Raw genomic sequence first — 20,187 nt, forward strand, 5'->3', positions numbered from 1 at the left:
TCTCCTCTAAACAACAACCTCCCAAAGAAACGTACATTCTTTGGGAGGTCATTGCTAACAAAAATATTTAAACTTCGTCTTCATAAACTACAGAATCATTTGATGATAATATAGTTAACTCACCAGCTGCAACTTCCTCTAACGCTCTTCCTACTTTTTTATAGGACACATATGAAGTTAGACGTTCTCCGCCTTCTTCTTGTAACTGACGAGCTCGCTTGGATGCAACCGTCACTAAAGAATATTTTGAATCGATTTGCGTTTTTAAAGAATCTACAGATGGATATAACATATTAAATTTCTCCTTCCAGCATAGCTGAATATCTTTTTTCTACACGTTCACGACGACAATGTTCGGCTACGACAATTGCATTAATTTTCGCACATGCTTTAGACACTTCATCGTTTTCTACTACATAATCATATAAATGCATCATTTCAAGCTCTTGTCGTGCAGCTTGAATACGTGAACTGATGACATCTTCTGTTTCCGTTCCTCGGCCAATAAGTCTTTGTTGGAGTTCAGAAAGGCTTGGAGGCGCAAGGAATATAAATAAAGCTTCTGGAGCTTTCTCGCGAACAAGCGCTGCTCCTTGAACTTCAATTTCCAAGAAAACATCGCGTCCCGAATCTAACGTAGCATTCACATAGTCGATAGGAGTTCCATAATAATTCCCCACATATGCTGCATACTCTAACAATTTACCTTCTTCAATCAGTTGTTCAAATTCTGCTTTTTGTTTAAAGAAATAATCTACTCCGTCTACTTCACCTTCACGAGGGCTTCTTGTAGTCATAGAGATAGAGTACTCATAGTTTGTACCGGGTTCGGAAAACAACTCTTTTCTAACTGTCCCTTTACCTACTCCTGATGGACCTGATAAAACGATCAATATACCTTTTTCTCTTCGCATAACGTCTCCTTCAAATACAGTCATACTACAACGACTTCTTCCAATTACATACTTAACTGATTATAACACAAGTGTACTGGAAAATGATAAGATATATTAGATAAGTGCAAGCGCCGATGCTTTAGAAGTCGTCTAATTTAGTGACGTCGTGTCACCACGAATAAATGACCTACATTCTACGACCTCGATATTATGAAGTAACTTTAGGCACTAGGTGCTCGAGCTCGACATATAGAAGGCGCACGCAGCACAATAAAAATAATGATTTGAAAGAGGAGTACTTATGGCATTTGACGGTTTATTTACTATATCTATGACAACAGAATTACAACAACTCGTGTCCGGACGTATTTCTAAAATACACCAGCCCAATTCACAAGAGATATTAATGCATATTAGAGCTCAAGGTAAAAATTACAAACTTTTGTTCTCAGTTCATTCATCTTATTCACGCGTACAAATTACACACGAAACAATTGACAATCCAGCACAACCACCACTATTTTGTATGGTATTGCGTAAGCATTTAGAAGGTGGAATTATTACTGGAATTCATCAACATGAAAGTGATCGAATTATTATTTTCCAAATACAAAGTAAAAACGAAATCGGTGATGATATTTCCCGTGAAATTCATATGGAAATAATGGGACGTCACAGTAATTTGCTTTTAGTAGATCCAACTCGCAATTTAATCTTAGAAAGTATAAAGCATCTCTCTCCTTCTATGAATAGTTATCGTACTATTTTACCAGGACAGCCCTATATTGCTCCTCCTTCTCAAAACAAGCTGAATCCACTCGATGTTTCAGAAAAACTAGAAGCAGTACTTAAATCGGCTAATGATTCGAAAGAAATTATGGATCAAATTTCTGGTTTTTCTCCATTACATGCGAAGGAAATCATGTATAGATTCCAAAGTTCAACGGATAGAGTGGAGATTTATAAGGAGTTTATCCAAGAGATTACGCATGGTGGCTCTACAAAACAAATTGTAGAAGTAAATGGAAAATCCTATTATTCACCAAATGCATTAACTCATTTGGAAGGCGACAAATTCGATGAAGCAAGTTTAGGTAATTTATTGGATCGGGTCTATTTTGCAAAAGCAGAACGCGACCGTGTGAAGCAGCAAGCAGGAGATTTAGAAAAATGGCTTCAAAACGAATTAAACAAATTGAAGTTAAAAATGAAAAAACTCCAAAAAGACTTTGAACAAGCAGAGAACTTAGAAACTTATCAACTATTTGGTGAGCTAGTCATGGCAAATGCACATGCGATTGAAAAAGGATTAAAAGAAGTAGAGCTAGTAAATTATTACGATGAAAATGAAAAAACAATTGTGATTCCTTTAGATGTCCGAAAAACTGCTACGCAAAATGCACAAAAGTATTATAGCCGTTATACAAAAGCTAAAACTGCATTATTAAAAATAGAACAGCAATTTGAAATTACCAAAGATGATATTGCTTACTTTGAGTTACTGCTCCAACAAGTAATGCAAGCCTCTCCAACTGATATTGAAGAAATTCGAGAAGAGTTAATGGAGCAAGGATTACTGAAAATGCGTGCTTCGAAAAAGAAGAAAAAGCCCGTTAAGCCAACACCAGAAAGATTTATCGCCTCGGATGGTACCGAGATATCGGTCGGCAAAAACAATAAACAGAATGATTTTGTAACTTTTAAATTAGCTCGTAAAACGGATACATGGCTTCATACAAAGGATATCCCTGGATCCCATGTAGTTATACATTCAGAGAATCCGTCAGAACAAGCACTATTAGAAGCGGCAAATCTTGCAGCATATTTTAGTAAAGCACGCGAATCTTCCTCAGTTCCGGTAGATTATACGGTAATTAAACAAGTGAAAAAACCAAATGGGGCAAAACCTGGATTTGTCATCTATTTTGAACAGACCACCTTATTTATCACACCGGACGAAGAAAAGATTAGAAATATGAAAAAGTAGAAAGATGTTAATCTCTAAAAAAAGCTAAAAGAAAGGTCTGTTGGAAGTAAATCTTTACTTCTGTCAGACCTGTTCTTTTTTTATAGTTAATAATTTCAATCTTTTTCGCATAACTAGAAAACCTTTTCGAAATAATTCTGTATTAGCTACAATCTCTATGATGACTGCTTCTAACAATGCGATAGTGAACACGACTAAAAGTAAAAAAATAGCTACTTTATCGAAAATACTCTCGAAGGAATTTGGGTACGATATAAATTTTAGCCTAGTGTAAAAAAAGATTGAACCAAAACCCAAAGCAAAAACAGGGATATATTTGAATAAGTTTGTTGATACCTTTTTCCCTAAATAGTAAGTTATTATAGCAATGAGACACATTAGAGTTAAACATACTAAGATTGCAATCTTAAAACTCATCTTGAACACCTCTTTCCGAAAATAAGAAAATATTTTTGTTTACTAAAGCCAAAATAGTCTTTACATACCATATTCATAATATAAGCGGATAATACACTTCCTATAGAGTAGGAATTTTAATTTTCAACCTTTCTAAGAACCATGAGAGACTCAATACAAGCTTAACCAAGACATAAATAATTTAGTCTTTACTTGTTCATTCCAAACATTATATGGGAAATATCAATACCAATGGGAAAGGCCACTTGATGCGTTAACATCAAGTGGCCTTTAAAATTATTAACCCAAATCTTCTTTTATTTTAATTGACACTAAAACTACTACCTAATACATCGCGGACTTCGTGAACGACAACGAACGCATTTTTATCTACGCTACTGACAGTTTGCTTCAGCTGTACTAGTTCAGGTTGGTTTATAACAATATAGAGAACTTCTTTTTGGTTTTGACTGTACCCGCCTCGACCTTCTAAAATTGTTACACCACGCGACATATTGGACACTATAAATTGGCGAATTTCCTCCGAATGTTCAGAGATAATTGTCACTGCAGTTCGACTATTTAATCCTTCAATTACATAGTCAATCACTTTTGAACCTAAAAATACGGCAACAAGCGTGTACATTGCTTTTTCCTGTCCAATGATAAATACAGATCCCGCAATAACAATAATATCAATAACTAAAACACCTTTTCCTAGACTCCATCCTAAATACTGATTGGCTAAACGAGCTAAAATGGCTGATCCTCCGGAAGTTCCGCCTGCTCTGAACATTAAACCCAGACCAAGACCTACAAACACACCAGAGAAAAGAGCAGCTAGCAATGTATCGCCATTCAATTGATGACCTACATCTTCTGTTAGAAACAGAAACAGAGAAGAAAAAACAATTCCAATTACTGTATATATCATTGTCTTTTTGTCAAAAAATTTATAACCAATAGCCAAAAGGACCGCATTAATCATCAGGTTGACAACCCCTGGTGACCATTCAAATAGATAATAGGTAATTACCGTTACCCCAATTACCCCACCTTCGGATAATCTGTACGGAATTGCAAAATAGTTAATCCCAACTGCGAATAACAATGATCCAATAATGATTAACAATATTTCTTTCATACGTTGTTGTGCCATATTATGTATATCCTCCTACGAATAACCAGGCAAAAATTCTACTCTATCCCTTTTTACGGGCTGTAATCCTCCACGCATGGAGGTTTCACTCTATGTAGTTTACTGTCGGTCTTCCGACTCCCATTTCTTTGCGTGCTTCTCGATTATTTCTATTAATTTATTCATAGCTGGGGTAAGCCATTTATCTTTGTGATACGCTAGTTGAGTAGTCACAAATTCATCACTGTGCACCCAAGGTAAAGCAACTAAGCTGCCTCGTTCTAGTTCTTCTCTCACCGTCATCAAAGGGAGATAGGAAAGACCTAATCCACACTTCACTGATTGTTTAATAGCTTCGATATTCCAAAAAGCTATTCGTGAACAACCAACACCCTCCTCTTTAATCCATCTTTCTAGCAAATCGCGATAGCTTCCGGTCTCTGTTAAAAGTAATACTTCATCTTCCAAGTCGTTTGGAGTTATCATCGCTTTACCACATAATCGATGTCCTGCAGGTGCAATCATTACCAACGTCTCTCTTACTAAATCATTCGTAACAATGTCAGGTCCTAATTTTTCAGGATTTGTAAATAAAGCCAAGTCAAATTTCCCAGATTTCAACTCATTATTAAGCTCCTGACTTTCGGAAGGTTGTAATATAAGTTGGACTTTTGGATACAGCCTTTTGAATTCATATAAAATAGTTGGCAGTCTATATACCATTAAAGATTCATTTGCTCCGATCAATACTGTACCGGAAGGCTCTGTATTTAATCGGGAAGAATCGACCGCTTCCTGATAAAGATGTAATATTTCCTTTGCATACGATGCTAAATGGTTCCCTGCATCTGTTAGAACAACTGTTTTTCCTAGCCGGTCAAAAAGGCGATTTCCAACAGCCTCCTCCAATGCCCTTACATGATTTGTAACTGTCGACTGTGTGTATCCCAACTGCTCACCAGCTCGAGTAAATCCTCCACATTCAGCTACAACTAAAAAGGTCTTTAGATTGCGAAGTTCCATAGTCAATTCCCCCATACGAATAATATTCCTCATATTGTATAGGAATCCTATTTAAATGGCGATAGTTTTTACCGCCAAATGATATTATAGTATCTTTTTCAATATTAATGAAATTAATTATATTAATTAAAATCATTTAAAATATTAGGGTAAAGTGAATTCCTAGTTATTTATATATAATTCTTTATGCATCGGGCATTATCTTTAAAAGAATAAGCTTTCCTTTTGCGGAAAGACTACCAAAAAGGAGTGAAACAAAATGGCGCAAAAAAATAAAATACTAGTACCTTCTGCACGTGAGGAGTTAGATAAATTAAAGTTGCGAGTTATGAAGGAGCAAGGTTATAAGCTAAAAAGCAATAATCCGGACGATGTAAAATACGAAGTTGCAGAAGAGTTAAGTATTCCCTTAAATAATGGATATAACGGTAAACTTACTTCAGCACAAGCAGGCAAAATTGGTGGACCAATTGGTGGGAGTATGGTGAAAGAAATGGTTAGAATGGCGCAAGATCAAATGATGAAAAGATAATTCCCTCTATAAATAAGGAAAACAATTCAATAGCATAAAACCTGTAGATGGGGGGATTATAAAGCTGAAACAGATAAGATTAAATTAATTATCTGTTTTTTGACATTAAAGTATTTCCCGAGAAATAAAAAATGAAAAGAGGAGGTCATGACAAATGGCATTTAACCAACAAAACCTTAGTCCAGGAACTGCTTTTTTTCGGTTCATGTTAGGTTCAGTAATGACCACTTATGGAACTGTACGACTTTTACATGAACCTAAAAGCAGAAGCGGGAAGATGCTCGTCCTTTTTGGTTCTATGAAAGCTGCTGAAGGAGCAACAAAGTTTTGTCCGACGAAAGCGATTGGTACGGTGATGGATAATTTAGCTAATGAAAATGCTAAATCAGGTGCACAAGCTAATTCCAGTAACCAGATGGCTAATGGAACTCAAACAGGACAATATGCATCAGGTGGGAATACTGACAACCAGCATGGTGGGATCATGCAAATGGTTGGAAGTCTTGCACAAAAACTAACAAATGCTAATTCGTCTCAAAATACTTCTGGCTCTCAGAACGCAGGAGGAAATCAGACTAGCAATTCGGCTGACCAAAGTAATATGGGGAGCAATTCACCATCAATCGGTAACCTCGCTCAAACTATTGCCCCTCAGTTAAGTCAAGCAGTCAAAGAAGTAACGAATATGGCAAGTTCACAACAATCATCAGGTACTAAAAATGAGCAAAAACAAGCTTCCGGAACTAGTGAGGGAACTAGCAAGAAAAATGCTACATCAAGTGGAAACAACTCAAAATCAGCTTCTAGTACTAATGATAAGAAAGCTGCTCCCGCAATAGCAAACACTGATACAAACGGGAAATCTAACAATTCGAATATAGACTCATCCATCATAGTAGAAGTATCGAAATCAAGTCATAAGAATTCAACTACACCAAACATTCTACAATAAGCAATATTTGACTATACTTTCTTCAAACTGAAAACGTGCTTAGTACCAGTCGAAAACTTCGAGTGACTACATAGCACGTTTTCAGTTATCCCACCAAGTATTACAGTCCTATTGCTAATATGATGTAACCAACACTTAATATTAACCTTCCTCTTCAAAATCTTCCTCTAATCGCTTTACAAACTCTTCTGCAGCACTATATCCTTGCTGTTTTAAATACCAATTATTTGCCGCTGCCTCAATAAGTCCCGCAACATCACGGCCAGGTTGTAATTGGATTTGCATATGCGGTATTTGAACACCCATATAATCTATAAATTTTGTTTCTAATTCTAATTCATTGTTTAATGTATTGCTTTCCCATTTAGTTAACTCAATATCTAATGCGATTCGAGTTTCCTCTTGAAATGCAGTACGGCCATATAGACGGACTACATTCAACAAACCAATACTTCGTAGCGCCAAAAATTCTTTGTTTTTCTCATTATGAGAACCTAAAAGAGTCTGTGGACTTAGCTTTTTTAACACAACGATATCATCTGCTACTAGCCTATGGCCACGCCCTATTAGTGTATGTGCTGTTTCACTTTTACCGACACCAGATTTCCCCCGCAACAAAATCCCCATACCAGATACATTCACACAAACACCATGAATTGAAATCTCTGGAGCCATCGCTTTTACAACAAATGCATCTAGTTTTGCACTTACTGCGCTTGTAGAATCAGGAGTGCGCAATAGTGGGATATCATTTTCTACACAATATTGTATTAGACCGGGAGGCTCGGCCTGGTTGGAGGTAATTATTATACAAGGTGGATCGTATTGAATAATGTTACCTATACGTAACTTACACTCTTCAATCTGGAGTGTGTGTAAATAATTTATTTCATTTTTCCCTAGGATTTGAATATGTTCCGTTGCTATAAAATCGAACTTGTCCATAAACTCCAAGCCTGGACGTCGTACTTTTGTTTTCTTTACTACCCGATGGAATTGATTGTGACCAGATAAAACTTCTAGAGAAAATCTATTCACAAGGTCCATCACAGTTAAAATTTTCATCGCTTACACTCGCTCTCTCCGTATCATTAACTCATCATATAACAAAAATAAGTGCATAACTATTCATTTCGTTTCAATTTTATTCTCAAGCAAAGTATAAGAGGAAAGATGATTATTATTCCAAAGCATTTTTGGGGTATAGTAAACTAATTTGATATCTATCCAAACCCCTAAAAGAATAAAACTATATAAGATAAGTAACCAAGGTGCCCCGAATTGAATAAGCAAATATATCGGAAAAACTATTAATGTTACGCCAATAATAAAGCCTACTGTTAAAACAACCAGATAAAAAATCCACCAAAATAGCTCTATCCTTTTTTCAGTATACTCATGAATAACTTTTGAATTCCCCATAATTCCTCTTAACAAAAAGCCTTCTAAATATACGAGTAAGAATAGAATTAGTTTCACGTTAAAATTGTCTATAAGAAAACGATCCCTCTTTTGTAGAGAGATCGTTTACAACTTAGTCTATTGTAGTAGTCCACTTTTTAAATCACTATGCCATTTAGCAAGCATAGGAATATCTTCTTCCTTAATCATTCTTGCTTCTTTTGCAGCAGTTGTTAAAGCATCGTAATTTGTTAAACTGACGAACGAAATCCCTGCTTCTTTAAATGCTTGATCTGCTTTTAGTAGTCCATAAGTAAAAATACTAACAACACCTAGTACTTCTAGACCCTCTTTTTGAAGGGCTTCTACTGCCACTAGACTGCTTCCACCTGTCGAGATTAGATCTTCAATGACTACTACTTTTTGTCCTGCGACTACTTTACCTTCAATTTGATTGCCACGACCATGTTCCTTTGCTTTTGAACGGACGTACATCATCGGAAGTTCCAGTACATCACTCACCCAAGCAGCATGGGGAATCCCCGCAGTTGCCGTACCAGCTACCGCTTCAGTTCCTGGGAAGTTTTTGTCGATGGCTTCTGCTAATCCCTGAGCAATTTCTTTTCGAATAGCAGGTGATGACATCGTAATACGGTTATCACAATATATTGGAGATTTAATACCAGAAGCCCATGTGAATGGATCGTTCGGTTTTAATGCAACTGCACCAACTTCTAGAAGTGCTTTGGCAATTTTGTTTTCTAAGCTCATGCATTTTCCTCCCACATTTTTAAAATAGTTTCATATGCTTGTACTGGGTCATTCGCTTTTGTTATTGCACGACCTACCACAATATGAGAAGAACCAAGGATTCGAGCATTCGCTGGAGTTGCAACACGTACCTGATCATGCGCTTCTCCTTCTGCTAAACGAATACCAGGAGTAACACGTAAAAATTCTTCACCACAGACAGATGCAATTTTCTTGGCTTCTAAAACGGAGCATACGACTCCATCTAGCGCTGCTGTTTTAGCTAGCTCTGCATAATGAACAACTGATGCGTCTATCGTTGTTTGTACCAGCTGTTCTTGCTGCATTTGCAATTCAGAAGTGGAAGTTAGTTGCGTTACAGCAATAATAGAAGGTCTTTTACTGCCAGCAGCAGTGCCAGCATCTAATCCTTCACGCGCTGCAATCATCATTGCTACTCCACCTGCCGCATGCACATTCACCAAATCTGCTCCTAAACGAGCGAGACCTTTCATCGCATGCCCTACTGTATTTGGAATATCATGTAGCTTCAAATCAAGAAAAACATCATGACCCATCTCTTTTAGTTTATACACAATAGAAGGCCCTTCTTGTAAATATAATTCCATCCCTACTTTTACAAATAATGACTGCTCAAATGGAGTGAGAAATTGGTATGCATCTCCTGCAGAAGCAAAGTCTAATGCAATAATTGGACTGTTTTTCATAGTCGATGGCTCCTTCCAACTAAATCTGTTACGGTGTTAAATCCTAGTTCATCTAATTTTGCTGGAAGCTGTTCGATTAAATTAGGACAAATGAATGGATCAACAAAGTTTGCTGTCCCTATCGCAACCGCACTTGCTCCTGCCGATAAGAAATCCACGACATCATCAATGTTAGTAATACCACCCATTCCAATAATGGGGATAGACACTTTTGGGGCTACATCATAAACCATACGCAGTGCTACTGGCTTAATAGCTGGACCGGAAAGACCACCAGTTACATTTGCAATTACTGGACGACCAGTTTTAGTGTCTAAGCGCAATCCTAATAATGTATTAATCATCGTAATACCATCAGCTCCGCCTGCTTCTACCGCTTTTGCAATTTCTCCAATATCCGTTACATTTGGAGATAGCTTCACATATACAGGGACAGAGGAAACAGCTTTCACCGCTTTTGTTAACTCCTCGGCAATAAGAGGATCTGTTCCAAATGTAATTCCCCCTTGCTTCACATTTGGACAAGAAATATTTAGCTCAAGCGCTTGAACATTTGGTGCTTGAGAGATTGCCTCTGCTACCGTGACATAATCTTCTGTAGTATAGCCTGCAACATTTGCTATAATTGGCACTTCGTATTGTTCGAGCCAAGTCAGTTCATTTTCTAATACTTTCTTTAGGCCTGGATTTTGCAGGCCAATTGCATTTAACATTCCTGACGGCGTTTCTGCCACACGTGGTGTAGGGTTACCTAATCTTGTTTCAGGAGTTGTGGCCTTTATCATAATGGCACCTAATTGCGATAAATCATATAACTTCGCATATTCTTTACCAAACCCAAAGCAACCAGAAGCTGGCATGATTGGATTTTTCAAAGTAAGACCCGGTAAAAGGGTAGCTAATCTATTCATACTCGAACAACTCCTGACGGGAACACTGGACCATCTGAACAAACCTTCACATAATCAGCCTCTATTTTTTCTGTTGTATCGCAAACACAAGCAAAACATGCCCCTATTCCACAACCCATACGTTGTTCAAAAGATAAATAACCTTCTTTTTCTGGGTATAGTTTTTCTAGAGCAGCTAGCATCGGTGTTGGTCCACAGCTATAGTAAACTGCAAAATCATCTTCTAGCTTTTCTAACACATTTGTTACGAATCCAGTAGAGCCATGGCTACCGTCCACTGTCACAATATAAGTTTCTCCAAGTTCTTGAAATTGTTTTTCATAAAAAACAACATCTTCCGACTGAAATCCTAATACATGAATAGGCTTTACACCTTTTTCCACAAGCCTTTTAGATAGTTCAAATAGAGGTGGCACACCAATTCCGCCACCTATTAGCAAAGCCTTTTGACCCACTTCTACTTTATCAATCGGAAAACCATTTCCAAGGGGTCCAAGTACATCCACTTGGTCCCCTGGTTTCTTTTCAGAAAGAAGTTTAGTCCCTCTGCCTTCTGCGCGGTATATCATTGTAAATTCTAAAGTTTTTTCATTTATAGATGAAATACTTATTGGTCTTCTTAGCAAAGGTTCCATTTGATCAGACACTCTTAGATGGACAAATTGACCTGGTTGTTTCATATCCAGTACTAACTGTCCAGTCAATGTGAGTTCAAAAATGTTCGTCGCAATAGCACTTTGTTTTACGACTTGCATTTGTTCTTGTCTAATCATGCTTTTACCTCCTGATGTTTCATCGTTTCAGTTGAGAATGTCATTGACTCAATGACACGCAGCATTGCTTCTGCAGTATCTAATGAAGTTAAACAAGGGATGCCATTTTCTACGGATTCTCTACGAATACGGAATCCATCACGTTCTGGCTGCATTCCTTTTGTTAACGTATTAATGATAAATTGTGCTTCCCCTTTTTGAATTACATCTAGTAAAGTAGTTCCTTTTGAACCTATTTTATCAACGATATCTACTGGAATCCCAACATTTTTAATCGCTTCAGCAGTACCTTGAGTAGCCATAATGCGGAATCCTATTGCATAGAATCTTTTCGCAATCTCGATGCCTTCTGCTTTATCTTTATCTGAGATAGTCATTAGCACTGTGCCATGATCTTTAATCTCCATACCCGCTGCTACTAAACCTTTATATAATGCTTTTTCAAGCGTGATATCTTTGCCCATTACTTCGCCAGTAGATTTCATCTCAGGTCCGAGTGTAATGTCTACACGACGAAGTTTCGCAAAACTGAACACTGGTACTTTTACATATACACCTGGGCTAGTTGGAGCAAGTCCTGGTGTATAACCTTGTTCTATAATTGATTGACCTAAAATCGCTTTTGTTGCAATATTCGCCATCGGAATCGATGTGATTTTACTTAAGAATGGTACAGTACGACTTGAACGTGGATTTACTTCAATAACATAAACCTCATCTTTTGAAATAACATATTGAATATTCATCAATCCAACAATTTTCAATCCTTTTGCAAGTCTTGTTGTGTAATCTACCAATGTATCCATCTGGTATTGCGAAAGCTTCTGTGGCGGATACACAGCAATTGAGTCACCAGAATGGACTCCTGCACGTTCAATATGTTCCATGATTCCTGGTATTAACACATTTTCACCATCACAAATTGCATCTACTTCTATTTCTGTTCCAGTTAAGTAGCGGTCAATCAAAACTGGTTTTTCAGGACTTGCTTCCACCGCATTCTCCATATAATGTTTAATCTCATCTTCGGTGTAGACAATTTGCATGGCACGCCCACCAAGTACGTATGAAGGTCTCACTAATACTGGGTATCCTATTTCATTGGCAATGGTCGTTGCTTCTTCTACAGACACAGCAGTTTTTCCGAGTGGCTGTGGAATATCTATTTCATGAAGAGCTGCTTCAAACTTATTACGATTTTCTGCACGATCAATGTCCTCTAGCGTTGTACCTAAAATTTTCACGCCTCTTTCTTCCAACCCAGCAGCTAAGTTGATAGCCGTTTGTCCTCCAAATTGAACAACTACCCCTTTTGGCTGCTCTAAGTCTACGATGTGCATAACATCTTCTAATGTGAGTGGTTCAAAATATAATTTATCTGAAATGGAGAAATCGGTTGAAACTGTTTCAGGGTTATTATTAATAATAATTGCCTCATAGCCCGCTTCTTTTATCGCCCATACAGAATGTACAGTTGCATAGTCAAACTCAACCCCTTGACCAATACGGATCGGCCCTGACCCTAACACAATCACACTTTCCTTTTCCGTACGAATAGATTCATTTTCCTCTTCATATGTTCCGTAAAAGTAAGGTGTTTCAGACTCAAACTCCCCTGCACACGTATCGACCATTTTATAAACTGGTACAATTCCATTTTCTTTTTTAAATTTATAAACTTCTAATTCAGTTACATGCCAATATTTTGCAATAGTTTTATCTGCAAAGCCCATACGTTTTGCTTTATATAACACTTCTTGATCGAAAGGATTTGCTTGGATTACTTGTTCGTACTTCACGATATTTTGAAGCTTGTTCAAGAAAAATTGATCGATCTGACTCCACTCATGTATCGTTTCTACAGATACTCCACGGCGGAGTGCTTCTCCTATAAAGAATAATCTTTCATCACCCGCACGACGAATGCGTTTTTCCATCCACGCATCTGTAATTGATTCACTATTTTTCATTTCGATATGGAAGTGCCCAGTTTCAAGTGAACGTACTGATTTAAGAATTGCTTCCTCAAATGTACGTCCTAAAGACATTACTTCTCCAGTAGCTTTCATTTGTGTTCCTAGATTACGTTTTGCCGATTCAAATTTATCGAATGGCCATCTAGGAATTTTGGCAACAATATAATCCAATGCTGGCTCGAAGCAAGCGTAGGTTTTTTGGGTAACTGGATTCATCATCTCATCCAATGTAAGACCAACAGCAATTTTAGCGGCAAGTTTTGCAATTGGATAGCCAGTTGCTTTTGATGCCAATGCAGAAGAACGGCTAACTCGTGGGTTCACTTCAATAATATAATAATTGAAGCTATGTGGATCCAGTGCTAACTGTACATTACACCCACCCTCAATTTTAAGTGCACGAATAATTTTTAAAGATACATTTCGAAGCATTTGGTTTTCTCGGTCTGACAATGTTTGTGTAGGAGCAACAACAATTGAGTCCCCAGTATGGATCCCAACAGCGTCGAAGTTTTCCATATTACATACAACAATTGCATTATCCGCAGAATCACGCATTACTTCGTATTCTATCTCTTTATATCCAGCAATGGATTTCTCGAGTAAACACTGTGTAACCGGACTATATTTTAAACCACTTGTCACTATTTCAGCTAAATCGTTATCGTTATAACAAATACCCCCACCAGTTCCACCCATTGTAAATGCCGGACGGACAATAACTGGATAACCAATTCGCTCAACAAATGCTTTTGCTTCTTCCAGATTATGAATAATATCGCTATCGGGAACTGGTTCATTTAATTCATTCATCAACGTACGGAATAAATCTCGGTCTTCCGCTTTGTGAATAGCTTCCAGTTTTGTACCTAATATTTCAATTCCTAGTTCATCTAAAATGCCGGACTCATCGAGTTCAATTGCCATATTTAGTCCAGTTTGTCCCCCAAGTGTTGGTAAGATGGCATCTGGACGTTCTTTACGAATGATTTTACTAACAAATGGTAACGTGAGAGGTTCAATATAAACTTTATCTGCAATTTCTGTATCTGTCATAATAGTTGCAGGATTTGAATTCACTAAAATAACACTATAACCTTCTTCTCTTAGTGAGATACATGCTTGTGTACCCGCATAATCGAATTCCGCTGCTTGGCCGATTACAATTGGACCAGAACCTATTACTAGTATTGTTTTTATATCTTTACGTTTAGGCATGTGAACTCTCCTTTTTGCTTTCAGCATTCATTAGTTCGATAAACTCATCAAATAGATGTTTTGAATCTTCTGGTCCCGATGATCCTTCTGGGTGGAACTGAACACAGAATACCGGGAATTTAGTATGTCTTACTCCTTCAACCGTGCCATCATTTAACGCTATATGTGTTATTTCTAAATCTGTTTGTGCGATGGAATCTGCATCAATTGCATAACCGTGATTTTGAGAAGTTAACTCTGTTCTTCCAGTTCTGAGATCTTTTACTGGGTGATTTCCTCCGCGATGTCCAAATTTTAACTTGAAGGATGTAGCGCCACTTGCAAGTGAAATAAGTTGATGTCCAAGGCATACTCCGAAAATCGGCACTTTCCCAATAATTCCTTTTACCATTTCAATTGCTTCTGGAATATCAGTTGGATCTCCAGGTCCGTTAGATAGCATGACACCATCAGGGTACATACCTAGAATTTCAGTTGCTGATGTATTATAAGGGACAACAATAATATCGCAATCTCTTTTATTTAGCTCTCTTAATATGCCGTGTTTCATACCAAAGTCCACAAGTACGACTCTCTTTCCTCGTCCGGGACTTGGATATGGACGAGTTATAGAAACTTGTTGCACTACATTTTTTGGGATTTCCGTAGCGAGAAGTTCTTTTACAACTTGATCCACATTCACTTCTTCACCAGCATTTGTAAGTCTGCCTTTTAGAGAACCATGCTTACGAATAATACGAGTAAGCTTTCTCGTATCGATTCCTTCAATTCCTGGAACGTTTTTCCCTTTTAAAAATTCACTCAAAGTACCTGTACTTCTGAAATTTGATGGTTGTTCCGCAAGCTCTCTTATAACCACTCCGGAAAGACCTATTTTAATAGCTTCAAAATCATCAGGATTTACACCGTAGTTACCAACCATTGGATACGTAAACGTCAATATTTGTCCACAGTTAGAAGGATCTGATATAGATTCTTGATAGCCTGTCATGGCAGTTGTAAAAATCACTTCACCAATTGTCCCTGCATCACTACCAAATGCATTTCCCTTAAACACCGTACCGTCTTCTAATATTAAATATCTTGTTTTCATATTTGTTCCTCCTGCCATACGATTTCTCCGTTATACATTGTCAGTTGTGGCCAACCATTACAAACAATTCCGTTAAACGGTGTATTTTTCCCTTTAGATATAAATGTTTCTTTATCTATTTTTTGTTCTTTTTTTAAGTCTATTAAAACCAAATCCGCTGGTGATCCTACTTCTAGCTTCCCAAACTCAAATCCGAATACTTTGGCTGGTTTAATAGTTAGGTAATCCAATAGTTGCTGTAATGTCCACTCACCAGGTTTTACGAAGTGAGTATATAATAATGGGAATGCTGTCTCTAAACCGACAATTCCGAACGGCGCTTTTTCAAATCCATTTGATTTTTCTTCTTCTGTATGAGGAGCATGATCAGTGGCGATAAAATCTAAAGTTCCATCTACTAACCCCGCTCGTAGTGCCATCATATCTTCTTTAGCTCTAAGTGGTGGGTTCATTTTCCAAATTGCTTCATCAGATGGAATATCATCCTCACAAAGTATTAAATGATGAGGACTTACTTCCGCTGTTACGTGAATACCTGCTTTTTTAGCGTCTCGTATTACTCGTACAGATTCTTTTGTACTTACATGACATACATGATAATGAGCCCCTGCTGCTTCTGCGAGTAAAATATCACGCGCAATATGTACGGATTCTGAAACTGATGGGATCCCCTTCAATCCAAGCTCTTCACTTCGTTTTCCTTTATGCATAACTCCACCGTAGATTAACGAGTTATCTTCACAATGCGCAACAATTGGAATATTAAATTTCGCAGCTTCTTCCATTGCTTCCAGCATTGTACCTGCAGCTTGAACACCAACACCATCATCTGTTAAAGCAAAGGCTCCAAGATTTTTCAACGATTTAATATCTGTTCTTTCTTTACCTGCTTGTCGAATAGTAATAGAACCATATGGCAAGACACGTACAAGTGCGTTTTTCTCTACTAAATCTAAAACATGTGAGAAGTTTTCGGCTGTATCAGGCACTGGTCTTGTATTTGGCATAGCACAAATAGTTGTATAGCCCCCTTTAGCGGCAGCATTCGTTCCTGTTTCTATCGTTTCCTTCTGCTCTCCACCTGGCTCACGTAAATGTACATGAACATCAATAAACCCTGGAGAGAGCAAGAGACCTTTACCATCTATTTGTTGTGCTACAGTTGATGTGACATTGGCTCCGATTGCAGCAATCTTACCATCTTCAACTAAAACAGCAGTCGTTTCAAATTCCCCTTCATTGTTAACTATTTGAACGTTTTGAATAATTTTTGTCATGTTATTCTCTCCCTTTCAAAATCATTTCAATGACAGCCATGCGGACAAAAACACCATTTTCCATTTGTTTAAAGATTCTTGAACGATTACATTCAACTAATTCAGTGGCTATTTCCACATCTCTGTTAAATGGTGCTGGATGCATGATAATTGCACTTTTGTTCATTTTTTTCTCTCGTTCTAGTGTGAGACCATACGCTTGGTGATATTGCTCTTTAGAAAATATTGTCTTCCCATCATGTCTTTCGTGTTGAACACGAAGCATCATGAGAACATCACTATCTTCTATTACCTCGTCGAAATTATTAAATGCTTCGAATTCTCCTTGCCATTCTGGTGGACATACAAATCGGACTTGTGCGCCTAGTCTTGTAAGTGCATCTGCATTTGATCTGGCAACACGACTATGGCTAATATCCCCAACAATTGTTATTACTTTATTTTGCAAGGTCCCAAACTCTTGCCAAATAGTATAAATATCCAAAAGGCTTTGCGTCGGATGATTTCCTGTACCGTCTCCCCCGTTAATAATTACAGGTTTTACTTTTCCAACGAGTTCCTCAAAATAATTATTTTGTTCATGCCTAATTACTAATACATCTAGACCGATAGATTCTAAAACTTTTACTGTGTCATAAAGTGTTTCCCCTTTAAGGGTGCTTGAGAATCCAGCATCGAATGGAAGGACCTCTAAATTTAGCTTTCTTTCTGCCATTTCAAAACTCATCTTCGTTCTGGTACTAGGCTCAAAAAACAGATTTGAAACCATGTAATTATTCCTCAAGGTTGAGGAAGTACCATCATGAAACGCTTTTGTTTGATTTAATATGGAAAGTATTTGATCTGTCGATAATTCTTTCATTGATACCAAATTTTTCATTTAACATCTACCTTTCTTTCCCACCAAACATTTTTGATAATATCCAAATAATAGGAAAACCTCCTCGAAAAAGTCTCGAGAAGGTTCGTTTAAGCATAGACAAGTACCAGGATCATATGAAATATCCCAACTTGCTATCCGAACCTTTTGCTGACTCACTGTTCAACTTCTTAAAAGGCCAATTATTTAGTTTGATATAAATCCGTACTTTCTGCTTGCTTTCTTCCAGGTAGGATGAGATTTAGTATAACTCCGATAATTGCTGCTAAAGCCATACCTTCAATGCTAAGTGCTTCCGTAACGATGAATTTTGCTCCTCCAATTCCTATTACGAGAATGACGGATGCAATAACTAAGTTTCGACTATTGCCGAAATCTACTTTTGCATCAACTAACATCCGTAAACCACTTGCTGCAATTATCCCAAATAACAGAATAGATACGCCACCTAGGACTGCTGTTGGTATCGTTGATATAACTGCCATCGCTTTTCCAAAGAATGATAGTAGAATTGCCACAACAGCAGCACCCAATATCACATAGACACTATAAATACGAGTTATGGCTAAAACTCCAATGTTCTCCCCGTAGGTAGTTTTAGGTGGACCACCGATAAGTGCACTTACTAAAGTACCTAAGCCATCACCTAATAATGATCTATGCAGCCCTGGTTCTTTTATGTAGTCTCTCTCCACAACTTTTCCTAATACGAGCTGATGTCCAATATGCTCGGATATAGTAACGATAACGATTGGCACCATTACTAGTAAAATATTCGTAGTAATGACAAAGTCATAATGTACCCCAGGTAGCAAAAAGTCTGGTGAAGCAAATAATTTTGCTTCTTTAATTGGGGCAAAGTCAACAATCCCAATAATAATGGAATATATATAACCCACCACTAAACCTATTAAGATTGGCATTGTACTAATAATATTTTTAAAGAAAACCGTACAGATAATTGCCGTAAACAATGTCACTAATGCCGCTGAGAAATGTAAGAAGCTATATTCTTTTAAGCCTGAATCTGCATTTGTTATATTCATCGCCATATCCACTGCCACACCAGATAGTCCTAATCCAATGACCATGATGACTGGTCCAACAACGATTGCTGGTAACAGCTTCATAATCCACTTATAGCCACTTTTCCAAATTACGAGCGACACAATTCCGTAAACCAATCCTACGAAAACCGCACCGATCATTGCATTACCCGGATTAATAGCATCCCCCGCTTCATTCAAGCCATTTACTGCCACAAGAATTGGTGCGATGAATGCGAACGACGATCCTAAATATGCCGGAACTTGAAATTTAGTTACGAGTAAGAAGATTATTGTTGCAATCCCACTTGTTAATAATGCAATTGCAGGACTCAAACCTACTAGTTGCGGTACCAAAATAGTCGATCCGAACATTGCAAACATATGTTGAAAACTTAAAGTGATGAGCTGTCCACTTGACGGCTTATCATTTACATCTAAAATGGCATTTGACATGAATTTTCCCTACCTTTTAAATAGATTCTTATTCGTAAATGGATACTGCATCTACCTCGTCCGTTTCCGTTACTTTGACGACAATTCTCTCCCCACTAGAAGTAGGTATATTTTTGCCAACATAATCTGCTCTAATAGGTAGCTCGCGGTGCCCTCTATCGATTAATACCGCTAACTGTATTTGAGCTGGTCTTCCAAGATCCATAACTGCATCCATTGCCGCTCGTACTGTTCGACCTGTGTATAAAACATCATCCACTAGAATAACTTTTTTATCTTTCACATCATGCGTAATATCCACTTGCTGTACTAAAGGTTCATCGGTATTATTTTTTAACGATAAGTCATCTCTATAAAGTGTAATATCGAGCTCTCCTGTTTTTATCGGCTTGCCCTCAATTACCTCGATCCGATCTGCTAAACGTTTCGCTAAAAACGCTCCTCTAGTTTTAATGCCCACTAGAATACACTCATCAATCCCTTTGTTACGTTCAATAATTTCATGTGCAATTCTTGTGAGTGCTCGATTTATCGCTTTCTCATCTAGAATATTTGCTTTTTCTCCCATTACTTTCTCATCTCCTTTGAACAAAATAAAAAACCTTCTAGACTCGAGAGCCTAGAAGGTTGTAAATGCGTTATTAAGTAGAGTGATTCCTAAAAATCCGCAGATTGATAGTGAGTCACGTTCACATGTACCTTCTCAGCCTCTCTGGACTGTTATTAAAGGTGAAGCTATATAGTTTTTAAATTA

Annotated in this window: 19 protein-coding genes; 3 read left to right on the forward strand and 16 right to left on the reverse strand. The window is 37.5% G+C overall.

Annotation, left to right across the window (positions count from 1 at the left end; genetic code table 11):
* Window positions 1-67: 67 nt before the first annotated feature.
* Both rpoZ and gmk read right to left on the reverse strand, forming a co-directional pair.
* Window positions 68-292, reverse strand: coding sequence for a DNA-directed RNA polymerase subunit omega (gene rpoZ, locus BM260_RS04100; protein WP_093535248.1), 225 nt, complete (start codon window positions 290-292; stop codon window positions 68-70).
* A gap of 1 nt (window position 293) precedes the next feature.
* Window positions 294-914: a guanylate kinase gene (gene gmk, locus BM260_RS04105; protein ID WP_093535737.1), complete on the reverse strand. Its 621-nt coding sequence runs from the start codon at window positions 912-914 to the stop codon at window positions 294-296.
* 283 nt (window positions 915-1,197) lie between these two features.
* Between gmk and BM260_RS04110 the strand changes: the two genes are divergently transcribed.
* Window positions 1,198-2,883, forward strand: a complete 1,686-nt coding sequence (locus BM260_RS04110) for an Rqc2 family fibronectin-binding protein (RefSeq protein ID WP_093535250.1) — start codon at window positions 1,198-1,200, stop codon at window positions 2,881-2,883.
* A 718-nt stretch (window positions 2,884-3,601) separates the two neighbouring features.
* On the opposite strand, the gene BM260_RS04120 is transcribed toward BM260_RS04110, so the two are convergent.
* Together BM260_RS04120 and BM260_RS04125 are read right to left on the reverse strand one after the other, a co-directional pair.
* Window positions 3,602-4,438 (reverse strand): YitT family protein, encoded by an 837-nt coding sequence (locus tag BM260_RS04120; protein WP_093535254.1) that lies wholly within the window; start codon window positions 4,436-4,438, stop codon window positions 3,602-3,604.
* A 99-nt stretch (window positions 4,439-4,537) separates the two neighbouring features.
* Window positions 4,538-5,440 (reverse strand): LysR family transcriptional regulator, encoded by a 903-nt coding sequence (locus BM260_RS04125; protein ID WP_093535256.1) that lies wholly within the window; start codon window positions 5,438-5,440, stop codon window positions 4,538-4,540.
* Window positions 5,441-5,699: 259 nt separating this feature from the next.
* Here BM260_RS04125 and BM260_RS04130 point away from each other — a divergent pair, with 259 nt between their 5' ends.
* Together BM260_RS04130 and BM260_RS04135 are read left to right on the forward strand one after the other, a co-directional pair.
* Complete coding sequence (locus BM260_RS04130; RefSeq protein ID WP_093535258.1) at window positions 5,700-5,972, forward strand: alpha/beta-type small acid-soluble spore protein; 273 nt, start codon at window positions 5,700-5,702, stop codon at window positions 5,970-5,972.
* A gap of 154 nt (window positions 5,973-6,126) precedes the next feature.
* Window positions 6,127-6,924 (forward strand): hypothetical protein, encoded by a 798-nt coding sequence (locus BM260_RS04135; protein ID WP_093535260.1) that lies wholly within the window; start codon window positions 6,127-6,129, stop codon window positions 6,922-6,924.
* Window positions 6,925-7,065: 141 nt separating this feature from the next.
* On the opposite strand, the gene hprK is transcribed toward BM260_RS04135, so the two are convergent.
* The 12 genes from hprK to pyrR form a co-directional block, all read right to left on the reverse strand.
* Window positions 7,066-7,989, reverse strand: a complete 924-nt coding sequence (hprK, locus tag BM260_RS04140; protein ID WP_093535262.1) for an HPr(Ser) kinase/phosphatase — start codon at window positions 7,987-7,989, stop codon at window positions 7,066-7,068.
* Window positions 7,990-8,052: 63 nt separating this feature from the next.
* On the reverse strand, window positions 8,053-8,403 hold the full coding sequence (locus BM260_RS04145; protein WP_139219895.1) for a hypothetical protein: 351 nt from the start codon (window positions 8,401-8,403) through the stop codon (window positions 8,053-8,055).
* 60 nt (window positions 8,404-8,463) lie between these two features.
* Complete coding sequence (gene pyrE, locus BM260_RS04150; RefSeq protein ID WP_093535266.1) at window positions 8,464-9,096, reverse strand: orotate phosphoribosyltransferase; 633 nt, start codon at window positions 9,094-9,096, stop codon at window positions 8,464-8,466.
* A complete protein-coding gene (gene pyrF / locus BM260_RS04155) occupies window positions 9,093-9,803 on the reverse strand; it encodes an orotidine-5'-phosphate decarboxylase (RefSeq protein WP_093535268.1) in 711 nt (236 codons plus the stop codon). The genes pyrE and pyrF overlap by 4 nt, the downstream gene beginning before the upstream one ends.
* A complete protein-coding gene (locus tag BM260_RS04160; RefSeq protein ID WP_093535270.1) occupies window positions 9,800-10,714 on the reverse strand; it encodes a dihydroorotate dehydrogenase in 915 nt (304 codons plus the stop codon). The genes pyrF and BM260_RS04160 overlap by 4 nt, the downstream gene beginning before the upstream one ends.
* Complete coding sequence (locus BM260_RS04165) at window positions 10,711-11,487, reverse strand: dihydroorotate dehydrogenase electron transfer subunit (RefSeq protein ID WP_093535272.1); 777 nt, start codon at window positions 11,485-11,487, stop codon at window positions 10,711-10,713. The genes BM260_RS04160 and BM260_RS04165 overlap by 4 nt, the downstream gene beginning before the upstream one ends.
* Entirely contained in the window at window positions 11,484-14,681 is a 3,198-nt protein-coding gene (gene carB / locus BM260_RS04170) for a carbamoyl-phosphate synthase large subunit (protein ID WP_093535274.1), read from the reverse strand. The genes BM260_RS04165 and carB overlap by 4 nt, the downstream gene beginning before the upstream one ends.
* A complete protein-coding gene (locus tag BM260_RS04175) occupies window positions 14,674-15,774 on the reverse strand; it encodes a carbamoyl phosphate synthase small subunit (protein WP_093535276.1) in 1,101 nt (366 codons plus the stop codon). Before BM260_RS04175 ends, carB begins: the two co-directional genes overlap by 8 nt.
* Window positions 15,771-17,051: a dihydroorotase gene (locus BM260_RS04180; protein ID WP_093535278.1), complete on the reverse strand. Its 1,281-nt coding sequence runs from the start codon at window positions 17,049-17,051 to the stop codon at window positions 15,771-15,773. The genes BM260_RS04175 and BM260_RS04180 overlap by 4 nt, the downstream gene beginning before the upstream one ends.
* Window position 17,052: 1 nt before the next feature.
* Window positions 17,053-17,931, reverse strand: a complete 879-nt coding sequence (locus BM260_RS04185; protein WP_093535280.1) for an aspartate carbamoyltransferase catalytic subunit — start codon at window positions 17,929-17,931, stop codon at window positions 17,053-17,055.
* A gap of 182 nt (window positions 17,932-18,113) precedes the next feature.
* Entirely contained in the window at window positions 18,114-19,433 is a 1,320-nt protein-coding gene (locus BM260_RS04190) for a solute carrier family 23 protein (protein ID WP_093535282.1), read from the reverse strand.
* A gap of 28 nt (window positions 19,434-19,461) precedes the next feature.
* Window positions 19,462-20,001 carry a bifunctional pyr operon transcriptional regulator/uracil phosphoribosyltransferase PyrR gene (gene pyrR / locus BM260_RS04195; protein WP_093535739.1) on the reverse strand — a complete coding sequence of 180 codons (540 nt, stop codon included), beginning with the start codon at window positions 19,999-20,001 and terminating at the stop codon, window positions 19,462-19,464.
* Window positions 20,002-20,187 lie beyond the last annotated feature (186 nt).

Origin of the sequence: Psychrobacillus psychrotolerans, from assembly GCF_900115805.1 — a bacterium.
Taxonomy (GTDB): domain Bacteria; phylum Bacillota; class Bacilli; order Bacillales_A; family Planococcaceae; genus Psychrobacillus; species Psychrobacillus psychrotolerans.